The organism is Empedobacter sp. R750 (genome assembly GCF_030324345.1).
In the GTDB taxonomy this organism is placed as follows: domain Bacteria; phylum Bacteroidota; class Bacteroidia; order Flavobacteriales; family Weeksellaceae; genus Empedobacter; species Empedobacter falsenii_C.
The window spans coordinates 48,197-65,446 of sequence record NZ_JACAGF010000009.1 but is presented as its reverse complement, the minus strand read 5'-3'; the positions used below and the strand labels follow the sequence as shown (position 1 = coordinate 65,446).

Here is a 17,250-nt window from a genome sequence, read left to right as displayed (position 1 = left end):
GTTTAGTGGGCTTATTAACAGCCATCTTTTCAAATCTTAAAATTAATGATGTGCTTTCACATAAGGACTATTTATTTTTGATCTTTTTAAAAGATCATTTGTTTATTCTAATAATAGTTTTAAGACTATTATTTTTATTAACCTTAAAATTTGAACTGCAAATATAGGTATAATATTTTTATTATAAAAATTATTTATAATATTATTTTTATAATAAATTAAACTTATACAAACTTATTCTTATGTTTTGATTGAAATTTTAATAATTCAGAAAAATTCATTTTTTTTTATCTTAAATAATTCACTATTTTTACCTTGTATCATTACCTAAAGTTAAATGAATAGGATTAAGGAAGTTATAGATGAAAAAGGAATAAAGCAGACTTGGCTAGCTGAAAAGTTAGGCAAAAGCTTTAATATGGTTAATGGTTATGTACAAAATAGGCATCAGCCTAGTTTGGAGACTTTGTACAAAATTGCTGAAATACTTAATGTGAGTGTAAAGGATTTATTAGTTGATAACGATGAAAAAAGAGATGAAATATAATTTAGCATTTACAGCAGGTGCGCTTTTGTATAATGAATCTCTTCATTTCATACAAGCGATTGATCATAAAGAAGATTATTTGAAAAATGATTTTTCTGTACAAAGTGATGTTTTAGTAACCAATGCAGAGTCTTCACGTAAAAGAATAAAAAGTGAATTAGATAAGCGATTAAAGAATTTAGATGTTGATTATTTAAATAAATTTTCCCTATTCATGGAGCAAGATCAAAAAGTAATCTTGTTTTTAGCGATTTGTAAAACCTATTCCATCATTACAGAATTCGCACTAGAAGTCGTATTCAACAAATGGAAAAACTTCGATAATGAGCTAAGCACGTATGATTTTAAATACTACTTATCGTCTAAATTATCTGAAGAACAGTTGAATTCGATTTCTGAACACTCGCTTTATAAATTATCGCAAGTAGCAGTGAAAATGTTTAAAGATGTAGGAGTATTTAAAGAAGATAAGTTGTCTACTGTTCATATTTCTGATGAATTAGTTGAGTTATTGAAAACAAAAGGAGATGCTTGGTTTTTACCTTGCATCTTAAACCCTAGTATAGAAGAAGCAGAATAATGGAAATAAATAGAATTGAACGAATCTTTAATTTGCTTTCTGACGAAGCATTTAAAGATCCCAATACAGGCTTGTTATTTTTTCCAGTATATATATACACTTATGACCCTAAAGATGAGTATCAAATTCGTGAGGAAATAAACATTCTAAACGAGCAGCTTAAACGTCCATCTAACAGCCTAAATTGTTTGGTAATTAATATTTACCAGGAGTTTATTGCTTATCTTGAATCTCAAACTTTTGCAGGTCAATCTCTAATTGATGAAATCATCAATTTGGAAAACGAAGATCCTGAAGAAGCGCTAGAATACATCAAAGAAAAAGCACAAGAAGAGAGTGAATTTTTAGATTATATCAGAGAAAAAATCACATTGTATTTCAAAGAAAAATCAAGTGATAAGGTGTATTTTTTGGTCTACGGATTTGGAACTATTTTCCCTTATTTACGTGTTTCACATTTCTTGAAAAATATCGAAAAATCTGCGGTAAACCATAAACTGATCGTCTTCTATCCAGGAGACTTTAAACATGCAAATTACTCATTGTTTGGCGAATTCAATGATGATAATTTATACAGAGCTAACCATTTAAATCAACTACTATAATAGTAAATTATGATTCTACAAAATATTTATGAAAAAGATATTACACGCCATATCAACCCGGCTGTAGTAGTAAGTGAACTTGAAGAAAATAAAATTGAACAAGAGATTGGTGAGTATGTTTTCACACAAGATATTGTCAAAAATCTATACAAGTTTTTAAATGCCATAACGAATAAAAAAGAAGGAAAAACTGGAGTTTGGATTTCGGGTTATTATGGGAGTGGTAAATCCCACTTTATAAAATATCTATTTTATTGCTTAAATAAAGAAACCCGTGCATTTGCTTTTGATCGTTTCAAAAAAGCATTGACAGACTTAAAGTTGGATGATCTATCGGAGGTAACCCTTTCAAATGTTCAACTAATTCAAAATAGCTTAGACAAGACAGATGTCAATGAAATCATCTTCAATGTCGATGCTGTTTCGGGTACGGTAAAAAATAACAATACCATTACGCGTATTTTATTCAATCAGTTAAATGCGAAACGTGGTTACAATACCACGAACATTGCAGTAGCTTTATTGATAGAAAAACACTTTGATCAAAAAGGTCTTTTCAAAACGTTCAAACAGAAAGTTAAAGAAGTAATTGGCGAAGATTGGCACGAGTCTAAAATTCGCGACATTATTCGTATGCGTTTAGCAAAAGTGATCGATATCGCATTTGAATTAGACCAAACCATCGATAAAGATGCTTTACGAAACGCCATCAAAGAAGACCAAGATTATCGAATAGATGAGTTGATCCAAGAATTGAAAGACTATGTAAGCCAAAAAGGAGATAATCATAAGTTAATTTTCTTAATGGATGAGGTGTCTCAATATATTGGAGGCAACACAGATTTATTATTGAATCTTCAAACCATTGTAGAAGAAATAGGTTCTAAAATAGGCAACAAAGTATGGATAGTATGTACGGCGCAACAGGATCTAAAGAATTTAGTCAATAACACAGATAGAAAATCAGAAGATTTTGGTAAAATCATGGGGCGTTTTGAGACCATGATCTCCTTAGACTCTCAGGATGCTGCTTATATTACACAAAAAAGAATTTTGGAAAAAAATGAAGAAGGACTGAAAGCTTTGGTGCCATTCTTCAAAGAAAACAAAGGAGCGATTGAAAATCAATTTGTGTTCGATCACGACTTGTAAAACAATTACAAGAATGCCGAAGATTTTTATTTGTCTTATCCATTTGTTCCGTACCAATTCCGATTAATTTCTGATGTATTCCAATCATTCAGTACAGTTGGTTATGTGGGTGAAGGAGTAAAAAATACCGAACGTGCAATTCTGGGGATTACACATTATACAGCGGAAAAGCAAAAGTTGAACGAGTTAGGGTATTTTATCTCTTTTGATAATTTCTTTAACGATCAATTCAGTAAAAACTTAACACATGCAGCTAATTCTATTCTGAATAAGGCATTACAAATTCAGTTCGATGGGGACTTAAAACCTTTCGCTGACCGTGTGATTAAGGTGTTATTCATGATTTCGAATCTTACCGAAGATACAAGTGTAAATTTACCTGCTACCATAGAAAACTTAACTTTATTGTTATTAAACAACGTCAATGAGGTTAAAATAAATCTACAAGAAAAAGTACAGAAAGTATTGGATATCCTTGTAGATAAAAATATCATTCAAGTATCGGAAGGGAAGTATAAATTCCTAGATGACGAAGGAATAAAAGTAGCCAATGCCATTTCTGATGCAGAGGTAAAATCCAATTCACGTTTAACATACTTTTTTGATAGTATCATCAAAAAGGTGGTGAAACCAGATGCTGCGATTAACTTAGGAAACAGAACTATCAAGGCTGAATTAGCGATAGATGATAAAATCTTAGTCAATGGAGATGCTTTTAAAATCAAGTTCATGGTTTTTGAGGCGGCTGATATCCATCAGTTAGCTATGACAGTAGCATCAAATGAATTATGCATCAACATCAACCAGTGGTTCCATCAACAAAACGATTTCAAAAAAGACTTTTTTACGTATTGCAAAACAGCGCAATATTTATCAGATAACCGTGCATCAGCTACAGGTACACGCGCGAAAACACTTGAAGAGTTTCACGGACGTAACGAAGTATTACTAAAAGATTTAATCATTCGTTTTGAAAAACTATTTGCCTCTACGCCATTCATTTCGAATCAAAATGTGGTAGATGCATCTGATGTTTCGAGTAGCAATCCTGCGCAACGTTTCACTGATATGGTAACCTACCATATTCAAACGTTATATAAAAATCATGCGTGGACTGCAAATTTTGCCCAAAGCAACAACGATTTGCAAGAGGCGGTTAAACGTAGCTTGATGCAAACAACAATGGATTTTGAATTAAATGTTGCCGAAAAAGAAGTCAACAGTAAAATTGAAATGTTGGGCAATGAAGTTTCATTAGCTGAATTGGTAAAGATGTTTGAAAAAGCGCCGTACGGTTGGAAAGATTTAGCAACCCTACATATCGTATTCAATCTAGCGCATAAAAAACACCGTCAAATTGAATACCAAAATGAAGTGTTAGAACTAAAAGATTTTTATGCCAAAGCAATCAATAGCAGAGATCGTGAGGCCATCATTATCAAAAATCTAAAGGCTTACAATCAAGAGGAAGTTACACAGTTCAAAAATGCGGTGAAAGATATTTTTATCACCTTATCTTTTGCAAATTCTGCAGAAGTAACAGAGCTTGTTAAGCAATTTAAAGATGCACTTGCTGTCTATTTGAAAGAAGCGAATCAGTATAAAGAAGAATATGCAGGTTATCCATTTGCAAAGCATTTCAATAACTTCCATGCGGCCTTAAGAGAAATCTACGAAACGCGTAGCGAAGAAAAAGTGATGAATTTGGTAAGTAGTAAGCAAAAGGAATTGAAAGCATTTCGTGATGTGTATGTTGCTACCAAAGAGTTTGTGGATAGCAATTTTGAAAGCTACAACGAAATGAGAAACTATGTTTTCGATAACAAACAAAATATCGAAAAGGTAGATCTTGCCGACGATTTACAAAACTTGATTCAATACTTCCAAACGGAAGATCAACCAGGCGACAGTTTCCCTATTATTCGTAAAACGAATAAAAAAATAAAACAAGCTTTAGAAAACCGTTTAACAGAGTTAAAAGCAGAAGTCATCGCATTGTATGAAGCTATTTTTAACGAATTGGATGCGAAAAAGCAAGTGCTAAACATTACAGAGCCGCATATCATTGCAGATAGAGCAACGATTATTGGGAAGCTTGAAAAAGCAAAACAAGTAAGCGAGCTGGAGATTTCCCAATTAAAAGCAACTGACTTTAAGTTGGATAATCTAAAGGTTTTACAAGATGCAAGTGCTAAAAAAGTAGCGGCTGAAAAAGGGGAAACCTATGTACCTAAAACCATACATACCGTTCAAGTTTCTTCGGATATCATTGCGGGTAATACCATCGAAACACCAGAACAGGTGGATGCATTGGTAGAAAAACTACGCAATAAGCTAATGGTGGAATTAAGTAAAAACGGTAAAATATTCTTAAAATAACATGAATACAAACGCATTAAAATCGTTTGCAAAAGCTGCGCGCATCCAGTTAGTGGATGCCGTAGGCAAACAAATATTATATTGGGGCTTTTCTCAAAAAGGAGAAGTAGAAAATGAACCGACAGCAACGCAAGGGGGATACGTTCATCGTGGCGAAGTATATAACGATGCTAATGTTTTGCCCAAATGGGAACGCCTGAAAGAAAAGATTACTGCAAACAAAGATGCTTTTAAAGATGTGGCCGAAGAGGCAGCTTATACCTGGTTCAACCGTTTGGTAGCGATCAAAGTATTGGAAGAAAATGGATTTATTGATCCTTTCTTACAATTTGCCGATGGCGCACAAACTCCTATTGCTTTGCAAAATGCCAAAGCTGGGAACCATACGGTAACGCATCCTACTTTAAAAGCGAATTTACAAAAGTCTTTATTAGATAGCGACGAAGAAAAAGCCTTTGCTATTCTTTTAATCAATTACTGCAACAAACACCCGATGCTGAATCAGGTGTTTGGGCGTGTGAACGATTATACCGAATTATTGATTCCTCAAAATTTGTTGGCGCCTAATGGTGTATTGTACGCCTTAAATGATACGAACCAAGTACCTGCTGCCGATTTTAAAGAAGTGGAATTAATCGGTTGGTTGTATCAGTTTTACATTTCCGACAAAAAAGATGAGGTCTTCAAAGGTTTTAAAGCGAATAAAAAAGCACGTCCTGAAGATATTCCTGCCGCTACTCAAATCTTTACACCAAAATGGATAGTAAACTACATGGTAGAAAATACCGTGGGTAAAATCTATTTGGATTTTGAAGAGGATTCGGATTTAAAAGACCAAATGAAGTATTTGGTGGAAAATGAAACCGAAGGTAAAGGCGCTTTAATTGACGATATCGAACAATTAACGCTGATTGATCCGGCTTGTGGATCGGGGCATATTTTGGTAACGGGCTTCGAGTGGTTGTACAAAATGTACCGCGAACAAGGCTACACGGCTAAAAATGCCATCGAAAGCATTTTGAAAAACAATTTGTTTGGATTGGATATAGACGATCGTGCCATGCAATTGGCGCGTTTTGCGGTGTTACTAAAGGCAGCGCAGCAGTTACAGCAAGTAGATGCCAGCCAAGCGGTGGTGTTGATGAATAACCCATTGGATGTGATTCCGCACATCTATGCTTTCCCAGAAAGTGCAGGCTTTACTTCGGAAGAAGTGGCCCTGTTTACGCAAAACCAACACGTACAGGAAGTGTATAAAGCTTTTGAAGCCTTACGCGAAGGAAAAAACATAGGTTCAGCCTTAAAGATTAGCTTGAGCGATGCAGCACGTGAGGTATTGATCGCTCAATATTATGCGTGGAGCCAAAAAGACAAACAAGGAACACTAGATATTGAAGAGGCAGGCGTTTGGTACAAACTAAAAAACTATACCGAAGTAGCCTTGGTGCTTTCTAAAAAATACGCTGCCGTAGTGGCTAACCCGCCGTATATGGGACAAAAGTCGATGAATGCGCAGTTAAAGGATTATGTAAATGCACAATATCCGATGACTAAGGCGGATTTGATGACCGTTTTTATGGAGGTAATTCCGAATCTAACCAAAGATAATTTTCGTTTTGCCTTAATTAATTTACCATCTTGGTTATTCTTGTCTACGTTTGAAAATATGCGTCAGCATTATTTAGCGAATTACCAAATTGACTCTCTTTTACATATGGGAAGAGGAATTTTTGGTATTGACTTTGGTTCTGTAGCTTTTTCAGTTTTAAAGAAGAAAGAGCAAAACCCCGTTGGTACATATTTTAGATTGCACGAACGAAATTTTCAGCATATTTACTACGAGGATATCGAAAAGCTGTTCTTGTATAGTAAAGGAAATGTGGATTACAAATACGATTTTAATCTTTATAGAGATGAAGAAGGTGTAAGCGAAATTCCAGTTGAAGGAACTACCGTAGGAAATCGTATTTTTTACCCCAACATCCCACAAACCAATTTTGATAAAATACCAGGTAGCCCGATTGCGTATAGTTTATCTGAACAAGAAAATTTTCTGTTAAATGAATCTGAGAATTTGTTGTCTGAGAAATTTCCACCAAAACAAGGTTTAATAACTGGAGATAATGAAAAATTTATAAGAGATTGGAATGAAGTTTCCTATAAAAAGGTAAAATCAAAATGGTTTCCATACAATAAGGGGGGAGAAGCTCGTAAATGGTATGGCAATAACACATTTTTAGTAAATTGGGAAAATGATGGTTTTGAAATTAAAAATTTCAAAGATGAAAAAGGAAAGCTAAGATCAAGGCCACAAAACTTGAATTTTTATTTTAAAGAAGGTATAAGTTGGTCAAAAATTTCTTCAAGTGAATTAGGGATAGTATTTAGATATTATAATTCTGATTTTATATTTTCTGATGCTGGAATGATGATGTTTCCAACAGAAAAACTAGAAATTCATTTAGCTATATTAAATTCAAAAATTATTACAAATATTATAAATAAATTAAATCCTACATTAAATAAAAATATTGGGGATATTATAAGGTTACCTATATTAGAAGTTTCTGATCTTAATGTAGAAGATTATTCAAAAAATAATATTTACATCTCCAAAAAAGACTGGGATTCTCGCGAAACTTCTTGGGATTTTGAGGGTAATCCATTAATTAGTCAAAACAAAACCAATTTAGGAGAAGCCTATGAAGCTTGGGTAGCAGCAGTGAGCCAAGATTTCTTCCAATTGCATGCCAACGAAGAAGAACTCAACCGTATTTTTATAGACATTTATGGTTTACAAGACGAGCTAACGCCAGAAGTAGCGCTAAAAGACATTACCATCTTACAAGACGAGCTCAAAGCCGACGATTTAGAAGCTTTAGAGCCTGCCTTCAGAGCGGGAGAAACTGTAGCATTACCTATTCAGGCTAATGTGGTCATGCAGCAGTTTATTTCCTATTTAATAGGTACTTTATTAGGTCGTTACCGTTTAGGGCAAAAAGGCTTGCATATTGCACACCCTAATCCAACGGATGAAGAATTGGCACCGTACCAAGTAGACAATATCGCTTTACCTTTCCAAATGGAAATCGATGAAGATGCGATTATTCCGATCATGGGTGCTGCTTGTGCCTTCCCAGACGATGCCGTAAAACGTGTAGATGATATCATCCACCGCATTTGGGGCGATGCATCACATACCGAAAACCTAAACTTCATCAACCAATGTTTAGGCATGGAGGTTGAAAAATGGATGACAGAGCAGTTTTGGGCGTACCACATTTCGGGTACCATGTACAAGAAAAAACCAATTTATTGGTTGTTCTGTTCTAATCCAAAATCGCCACAAAAATCGGCTTTCCGTGTGTTAGTCTACATGCACCGTATGGATGCCTACACGGTTCAGAAAATTTTACGCAACTACTTGCATCCGCACATCGAGTACGTAAAAGGAAAGTACGAGGAAATGCATGCGAATGAAGCGAACTTAACCAAACAAGAATTGAAGTTGTATGAAAATTTAGCCAAGCAAATTTCAGAGCTAAAAGAATACGAACAAAAGCTAAAAGAAGTTACCAACCAGCAAATCAAATTCGATTTAGACGATGGCGTTTCGGTCAACTATGCAAAGTTTGAAGGCGTAGTTGCGGTGATTAAGTAAAGGTTTATTGATATAAAGCATTAATCAATTATAAATATGAGTTATCAAAATACTTCTATAAAACAAATTGTTACCGATATAGAACACAATAAGGCGTACTTACCTGCGATTCAGCGCAGGTTTGTATGGCCTCGATGGAAGATTGAGAAATTATTCGATTCCATCATGCGTAATTATCCTATTGGATCATTTCTGTTCTGGACATTAAAAAAGGAAAAAGCGAACGATTACGTATTTTATGAATTTCTAAAAAATTACGACGAACGTCATCCGTTCAATAAACGAAAAAATGGTTCTTTTTTATACGAAGAGATTATAGGTGTATTGGATGGGCAACAACGTTTAAGTTCAATTTATTTAGGATTACAAGGTACACACGCGGTTAAACTAAAAAATTATAAACGTAAAAGTGACCATGCTTATCCAGAAACCAAACTGTATTTAAACTTATTACATCTACCATATATGGAGGATGCAAGCGGAGAGTTAGTATTCAATAGAGAATTTAATTTTGAGTTCCGATTTTTGACAGAATCAGAGGCTAAGCAAACCTTAAATTCTGATGGTGAGCCTGTTTTTTGGTTTTTAGTAGGTGATATTGTAAGATGGTCTGATGATCCAGATATAGACGATCAATACGATAAATTAATACAAAAGTTAAGTGAGCAATCGCAGATTGATGCTTTCCAAGCGCAAAAACGTGTCATTAAAAAAGGGTTACGCGATTTGCATAAACGACTGAATGACCCGCTGATTAATTATTTCAACATTAAAAATGATGATTTAGAGGATATTTTAGAAATCTTTATCCGTGTGAACAGTGGAGGAATGATTCTATCTAAGACCGATTTACTATTTTCTACCATTGTAGCAACTTGGGAAGATGGTCGAGATGTTATTGAGAAATTTCAACAGCATCTAAATCAAAAAGGCGACGGTTATACATTCAACAATGATTTCTTGATGCGTGCTTGTTTGGTATTGTGTGACTTGCCCGTTTTATTTAAAGTTAATTCGTTTAAATCAGAAAACGTTCAACTGATCAAAGATAATTGGTCAGCGATAGAAAGCGCCTTAAATAAAACCATTGATTTATTAATAGATTTCGGATTTACGAAAGAAACCCTAGCTTCACATAATGCAATTATAGTTGTAGCCTATTTTATTCTAAAAGGTGGAAATATAAAAAATGCAATAAGTAAAGAGAATATTCGTAAATATCTTATATACGCACATCTAAAGAATGTGTACGGTGGTCAAGGGGATCAAATTATTACAGCATTGCGTAATGTATTAAGGAAAAAAACATCAAATGATACTTATGCATTGACAGATAATATATTCCCTTTAGATATCATGTTGACAACCAAATTAGCGGCGAATAAATCTTTAAAAATAGATAAAGAGGATATTGAGGATTTTATGAATTATAAATTAGGACATTCTTCATTTTACATCTTATCATTACTTTATCCAAATATTCGTTTTGCAGAGGTGTATTTCCATCAAGATCACTTACATCCAAATGCAGGTTTTAATCAGCAAAATTTTGGGAAATTAGCACTAACTCCGACAGAACAAGAGGAATGGTTAGCTTTGAAAGATACAATACCTAATTTACAATTGTTAGAAGGAAGTCGTAATACGTCAAAAAACGATACATCTTTAATAGATTGGGTAAATGGGTGTAATGTAAAAGGCGCAAAAAATGTCTCTGATCTTGTAAAATATTGTCAAGATAATTACATTGATCAAAGTATAGGGTTCGATTTTAAAGATTTTATTAATTTCTATAATAAAAGAAAAGATTTGCTAATAACTAGATTAGAGCAAATACTTCTTTAAAATTATTATTGCACAATATATAACGCATAAACTGAATTTTATTTGGTTTATGCGTTTTTTTTTGTACATTAGCTATAGAGTAAAAATTAATTTTTTTATTGTACAGAATATAACTCATTAATAGCTTTATTTATGCTTTATGAACAATATAATAGACATTGCTGCTTTATCAGATAAAGCTATTTTGCAAAAAATAGGATTTTTTATCCAGCAAACACGTATTAAGGAAAATCTAACGCAAGGTGAGTTAGCACAACAGGCCGCTATCAGTCGCACGACTTTAAGCTTGCTAGAGCGTGGTGAAAATATTTCGTTGATCAATCTCATCAAAATATTACGTATTTTAAATGCTTTATATGTGCTAAATAACTTTGATGTGCTAGAAGAATTGAGCCCAATAGAATTAGCCAAAGGCGAAAAACAAAAACGACAAAGAGCATCAAAAACACCGAACCAACAACAAGATAATTCAGATTTAGGATGGTAACAACTGCATTTGTGAATATATACGGCAAACGTGTGGGTGCCGTAGCTTGGGATTCCAATAGAGGATTGGCAAGCTTTGAGTACGATCCTCAATTCAAATTAGAGGAGCTGCCGATTGCACCTATTAAAATGCCCAACAAAAACCGCATTTATAGTTTTCCCGAATTTAGAGATAGCGATACCTTCAAAGGTATGCCAGGTTTATTAGCCGATGCATTACCCGATCGCTACGGTAAAGAATTAATCAATGCTTGGTTAGCGCGTCAAGGTCGTCCAGACAATAGTTTAAATCCGGTAGAGTTATTATGCTTCATCGGAAAAAGAGGAATGGGCGCCTTAGAATTTGAGCCTGTTATTAGTAAAGAATCTGCATCTTACGATTTGGAATTATCGGATTTAATCGAAACGACCAAAGCCTTATTAGAAAAAAAAGAAGAACTATACATTAGTACCCAACACAACATGGAAGATGTCATGTTGGATGTACTCAAGATGGGGACTTCTGCTGGTGGAGCTCGTCCAAAAGCAATCATTGCTTACAATGAAGAAACCGGAAAAATAAAATCGGGGCAAACACTGGCCGAAGAAGGTTTCGAGCATTGGTTAATCAAATTTGATGAAATCAGCGATGTGCAATTTGGAGTTTCAAAAGGCTATGGTCGTGTAGAAATGGCGTATTACAAAATGGCAACAGATTTTGGTATTGACATGATGGAATCACGATTGATTGAAGAAAACCATCGGGTACATTTTATGACCAAACGTTTTGATCGTGTGGGTGGAAATCAAAAAGTACATACCCAAACCTTATGTGCCTTGCAGCATTATGATTTTGCTAATATCACGTCGTACAGCTACGAACAAGTCTTTCAAACTATGCGTTTATTACGCTTAACCTATGCAGAGGCCGAACAAATGTATAAACGAATGGTGTTTAATGTCGTAGCACGCAATTGTGACGATCATACCAAAAACTTTGCATTCTTAATGGATACGCAAGGAAAATGGAAATTAGCGCCTGCCTATGATATTTGTTTTGCATATCGTCCCGATAGTGTGTGGGTGAGTCAGCACAACTTGAGTATCAACGGTAAACGCAAAGATTTTGAACGCAAAGATTTCATAAGCATTGCCGAACAAAATTCCATTCGCAATCCAGAAAAAATCATCGATCAAGCACTCGATTTAGTAAAAAACTGGAAGCAATATGCAGAGATGTACCAAGTAGACCCAACATTGGCACAACAAATTGCAGGTGAATTAATAAAAGAAATGAAATGATAATAGATAAAATACGCAATAAGTTTAAAGAAATTACCACACCTATAGTATTGTTCTTTGATCCAGAACAAGAATATAGAGAGGAAGTTTTGGCTATAGATGAAACTGATTTTAAAGTGTTGGAAGTCAATAATAACTATTTTAAAATAAAATATGAAATAGAAATACTTCATCCAACATCTAAATTCCTATTGTATCATCCGTTTGCTAGACCATCGAAATACACAATAAAGGAATATCCTTTGGCGGATTTATTATATGCCAATCAAGAATTAATTGTAGATGAATCTGCGGATATTCTATCAAAGTATGCCATTCATTATACATATGCTCCGCTTATTTTACAATACAAACGATTTGTAAAAGCAGCCAAATATCAAACCAAGCTATTGCCGATTTTAACAGCAAAACCATTTAATGAATATAAATTCAAAAATGCTATTCTTTCTTTAATTCTAAATGAAAAGAAAGTAGCAAATGACACCTTTAACCTGATTGCTTTATTTGAGCTTCTTAATCAATCGGAAGAGCAATTCGATAAACAACTGAAAGTACTAACAAAGGAAAAGTTAACCGATGTAATTAAAGAAATCGTTTACAATTGTACACATATACAGCTAGAAGAAGTGAGTGCAAATGCACTACAATCGCTATTCTTAAAATTGAAGTACAATATCATTACCAAAAACAGTAAAGAAGCCAGCTCAAAAGATCCATACAAGCAATTGAAGATTTCAGATGATGTAACCTTATCTAAAATTGATGTTTTCTTTAAGGAATGGAGCGACGATAAAACGAAAGGAGCTCAATTAGAAGAGGTAATGTTAAACCTAGGTAAAGGTATTGATGAAACTAAAATTGTAGAAGTCTATGATGGTTCACTAACTTTTGGTATCAAAACCCAGCAAATTATGCAGCATGAAATCAAAAAATTGTTGGCTGACATCAAAGACAATCCTAATCAAGTAGTGGAAACACTAAAAGATTGGCAGCTGAACAATGAAGTAAGCGATGACTTTATCCAAGAAATTGAATTTATAAAATACACGGCGCTGTATTATCGCTTACGTAGGAATTACAGCGATTTCGACTTTAATTTTATTGAAGATTACATTCAAAAATACCAACAAGAGCTTTATAAACTAGATGGCTACTACAGAAATGCGTATACTGCATATCAACACATAGAAAAGGAAAAAGAGGCTAAAGATTTTACGGAAGTTTTCCAAGAGTTAAATAAAAATTACGATCAGTTTTTAATTGAAATCAACCAAGCTTGGATGAAAATTTTAGCAGAAAAAGATTTTAATTTAAATGCGACAAAAATTAAAAAGCAGTACAATTTCTATAAGGATTTCGTTGCTATAAATCCAAATAAAAAAGTGGTCATCATCTCCGATGGATTTAGATTTGAGCTAGCAAAAGATTTGATCAACGAATTAAAAGTAGATGCTACAAATGCGATTGATCTTGAGGCAATAGTTGCTTCCATTCCTTCGTACACCAATTTAGGAATGTCCAATCTATTACCGAACAATGATATTGAGGCTATAATTGGTGCGAATTCCATTGATTATGCAATTAATGGAATTAAAACAAACAGTACAAATAGAGAAAAGATATTGCAACAAGTGGAACCAGATGCGTTGGTTTTAGATTATGCTAGTTTTATGCGCTTAGGCATTGCTGAACAAAGAGAGGTCTTAAAACCAGCGCGTTTAGTCTATATTTATCACAATTGGATGGATAATATTGGAGACAAGCGTAGTTCTGAGTATTATACTTTCGAAGCAGTTGAACAATGCATTGATCAATTAAAAGTATTGATAAAGAAACTTTACAGTAGCTTAAATATGTACAATATTTATGTGACGGCAGATCATGGTTTCTTGTTCAATTACAATGAGATAAAAGAAAATTCGAGACAAGTATTTCCAACGGTTGAAAATTGTTTAAAAGAACATACACGCTTTTGCATAACCTTAGATAAACTAAAGTCGAAAGATCTATTCACAGTAGCTTTAGAAAACACAACCAATATACAAAAAGAAGCAGCAGTACTTTTACCAAAAGGTATCAATCGCTTCCGTAAACTAGGTGGTTTTGGAGTGCAATTTGTGCATGGAGGTGCTTCCTTACAAGAGTTGATTGTTCCAGTGATTCAATTATCTAGACAAAGAAATACAAAATTCGAAGAAGTTACTTTTACTCGTTTGGATCAAGTAAGATCTATGGCAACAAGTTCAGCAAAATTCAAAATATTACAAGATCAAGCGCTGGGTGATAAGTACAAAGGCTCTAGTGTACTCTTTGCTTTATATGACCTGGACAATCATTTGATCTCAAATGAAGTGGAGATAAAGTTAGAAGCAGTAAGTGAACAACCATCTGAACGCATGTTTGAGTTTAAACTGGATTTAAACGCCTTGGGTTCTAGTACAAAAACTGCTTATTTAAAAGCGTATAACACGAAAGATTTAGACCGTTTAAATCCTATCATTAACGATTTAATTAAAATCAATACATTAACCGAAATAGATGAATTCTAATGAAAGAACTTGATAAAAAAACAATCGAACATTTCGAAGGTAAAGTCGTTCGAAAAGATTTAACGAAATTACTGAAAGGTAATGCCGTAGTTCCGTCTTATGTATTAGAATATCTTTTAGGACAACATTGTTCTACTAACGATGAAGAAATCATTAAACACGGGATTGAAAAAGTAAAGTCCATCATTTCTAATCACTTTGTTCATCGTGATGAAGCGGAAGTAATAAAATCAGTAATTCGTGAAAAAGGGAATCATAGAATCATCGATAAAATTTCGGTTAAACTAAATGATAAGGCAGATCGCTACGAAGCTCGTTTTAGTAATTTAGGGCTAAATAATATTCCTATTGCAGATCAAATTGTTAAAGACAATCCTAAAATCTTAACCGAAGGAGTTTGGTCTTTAATCAATGTAGCGTATTTAGCTGTTGAAGAAAGAAATACGCCACCTTGGATTATTGAGAGTGTAAAGCCTATTCAAATTTCCAATGTAGATATTCAAGATTATAAAGAGGTACGTAGTCAATTTTCTACAACTGAATGGATGGATTTATTGATGCAATCTATAGGTCTTAATCCAGAGGAATTTTCTACAAGATCTAAACTTATTCAGTTAGCACGTTTAATTCCTTTTACCGAAAATAATTATAATTTAATTGAATTAGGGCCAAAAGGGACAGGAAAGTCACATATCTATTCTGAACTTTCACCTCATGGTATTTTAATTTCGGGTGGTGAAGTATCAAAAGCAAAGTTATTTGTCAATAACTCCAATGGTAATATTGGTTTAGTGGGTTATTGGGACGTCATTGCTTATGATGAATTTGCAGGGAAATCGAAAAAAGTAGATCGTGGCTTAGTCGATATCATGAAAAACTACATGGCCAATAAATCATTTTCTAGGGGTACCGATGTATATCAAGCAGAGGCTTCCATGGTTTTCGTAGGGAATACAGACCATTCGGTAAGTTATATGATGAAGCATAGTCACCTATTCGATGCCTTACCAAAGGATTATCAAGATACGGCATTCTTAGATCGTATTCATGCCTACATACCAGGTTGGGAGGTTTCGAAGTTAAGAAATGAACTGTTTACGTCAGATTTCGGATTTATCGTAGATTATATCGCAGAAGTACTTAAAGCACTAAGAAAAGAGGATTGTAGTAAATTATACCAACAGTATTTTACCCTTTCTAATTCCATAACTACACGTGATAAAGTAGGGATCGAAAAAACGTTTTCAGGATTAATAAAAATCCTTCATCCAGATTTGAATGTGAGCAAAGAAGATATCCAACTGATTCTTGATTTTGCGATCGAATGCCGCAAGCGTGTGAAGGATCAATTGATTAAAATGGATGAAACTTTCAATGATGAAATTGTCAACTTTGAGTATACCCATATCGAATCAGGAAAAATTTACCAGGTTGATACATTGGAAGAATTAGAGCTAGATGATTATAATTCAGTAAATAGCGAACAAGAAAGTGTAGCTGATGTTCTCATTGGTAAGCAAACTTCTGAATTGCCTACATCGTCAATTAAAACCAATCCTCCCTTAACAGGTTTTAATAAATCTATACGAGATAATCAAACAAACATTACTTATGATCGATTATTTGGTCATTATTTAGAAGGTGCAACTGAATTTAAGATCCAAGATCCTTTTATTCGTATGCCGCATCAGTTCCGTAATTTTATGGAATTATGTGCGTTGATTTTGAAGAAAAATGAATCCCAAGATTTAATCAAGATTTATTTGATTACATCTAATACACCAGAGTATATGGAGAATGCTATCGCTTCATTTAGAGAAATGCAGATGTCCTTAGAAGAAATGGGCGTGGAGTTTACATTTGAAATGAGTGAAACAGCACATGATCGTAGTATTGTTTGCAACAATGGTTGGAAAATTATACTTGGTCGTGGATTAGACATTTGGCAAAAGACAAATCGTTATGATCTCGCTGAAATCCTTCAAGAGAAAAGAAAGTGTAAAGAATTTGATGTTGTCGTTATTGATAATTAAAATACAAAGCAGGCTTTATAGCTTGCTTTTTTTGAAGCCCTTTCGTAGGTACCCCTCCCTACGTATCCCGTTAAATTACCCCTCCCTGCCTTTATTGGTAATAAGGTGAGCAGGTTGCTTCAAAAAATTTTT

General features: G+C 33.9%; 11 protein-coding genes. All 11 read left to right on the top strand.

All coding sequences use genetic code 11. The features are described 5' to 3' along the window. Positions 1 to 337 precede the first annotated feature (337 nt). The 11 genes from HXZ74_RS10500 (at position 338) to brxL (ending at position 17,118) form a co-directional block, all read left to right on the top strand. A complete protein-coding gene (locus HXZ74_RS10500; protein ID WP_286475281.1) occupies positions 338 to 547 on the top strand; it encodes a helix-turn-helix domain-containing protein in 210 nt (69 codons plus the stop codon). After that, on the top strand, positions 537 to 1,127 hold the full coding sequence (locus tag HXZ74_RS10495) for a BrxA family protein (protein ID WP_286475279.1): 591 nt from the start codon (positions 537 to 539) through the stop codon (positions 1,125 to 1,127). The genes HXZ74_RS10500 and HXZ74_RS10495 overlap by 11 nt, the downstream gene beginning before the upstream one ends. Next, positions 1,127 to 1,732 carry a BREX protein BrxB domain-containing protein gene (locus tag HXZ74_RS10490; RefSeq protein ID WP_286475277.1) on the top strand — a complete coding sequence of 202 codons (606 nt, stop codon included), beginning with the start codon at positions 1,127 to 1,129 and terminating at the stop codon, positions 1,730 to 1,732. The genes HXZ74_RS10495 and HXZ74_RS10490 overlap by 1 nt, the downstream gene beginning before the upstream one ends. A gap of 9 nt (positions 1,733 to 1,741) precedes the next feature. After that, positions 1,742 to 2,884, top strand: coding sequence for a DUF6079 family protein (locus HXZ74_RS10485; protein ID WP_286475275.1), 1,143 nt, complete (start codon positions 1,742 to 1,744; stop codon positions 2,882 to 2,884). Positions 2,885 to 2,914: 30 nt separating this feature from the next. After that, entirely contained in the window at positions 2,915 to 5,263 is a 2,349-nt protein-coding gene (locus tag HXZ74_RS10480) for a hypothetical protein (protein WP_286475273.1), read from the top strand. A 1-nt stretch (position 5,264) separates the two neighbouring features. Next, positions 5,265 to 8,924 carry a BREX-1 system adenine-specific DNA-methyltransferase PglX gene (pglX, locus tag HXZ74_RS10475; RefSeq protein ID WP_286475271.1) on the top strand — a complete coding sequence of 1,220 codons (3,660 nt, stop codon included), beginning with the start codon at positions 5,265 to 5,267 and terminating at the stop codon, positions 8,922 to 8,924. A gap of 36 nt (positions 8,925 to 8,960) precedes the next feature. Further along, on the top strand, positions 8,961 to 10,769 hold the full coding sequence (locus HXZ74_RS10470) for a DUF262 domain-containing protein (protein WP_286475268.1): 1,809 nt from the start codon (positions 8,961 to 8,963) through the stop codon (positions 10,767 to 10,769). 139 nt (positions 10,770 to 10,908) lie between these two features. Further along, the gene (locus tag HXZ74_RS10465; protein ID WP_286475266.1) at positions 10,909 to 11,256 is read left to right on the top strand and encodes a helix-turn-helix transcriptional regulator; all 348 of its coding nucleotides are present in this window, start codon (positions 10,909 to 10,911) and stop codon (positions 11,254 to 11,256) included. Beyond that, the gene (locus tag HXZ74_RS10460; protein ID WP_286475264.1) at positions 11,250 to 12,536 is read left to right on the top strand and encodes a type II toxin-antitoxin system HipA family toxin; all 1,287 of its coding nucleotides are present in this window, start codon (positions 11,250 to 11,252) and stop codon (positions 12,534 to 12,536) included. The genes HXZ74_RS10465 and HXZ74_RS10460 overlap by 7 nt, the downstream gene beginning before the upstream one ends. Then, the gene (pglZ, locus tag HXZ74_RS10455) at positions 12,533 to 15,085 is read left to right on the top strand and encodes a BREX-1 system phosphatase PglZ type A (protein WP_286475262.1); all 2,553 of its coding nucleotides are present in this window, start codon (positions 12,533 to 12,535) and stop codon (positions 15,083 to 15,085) included. The genes HXZ74_RS10460 and pglZ overlap by 4 nt, the downstream gene beginning before the upstream one ends. Beyond that, a complete protein-coding gene (gene brxL, locus HXZ74_RS10450; RefSeq protein ID WP_286475260.1) occupies positions 15,085 to 17,118 on the top strand; it encodes a BREX system Lon protease-like protein BrxL in 2,034 nt (677 codons plus the stop codon). Before pglZ ends, brxL begins: the two co-directional genes overlap by 1 nt. Positions 17,119 to 17,250: the final 132 nt, after the last annotated feature.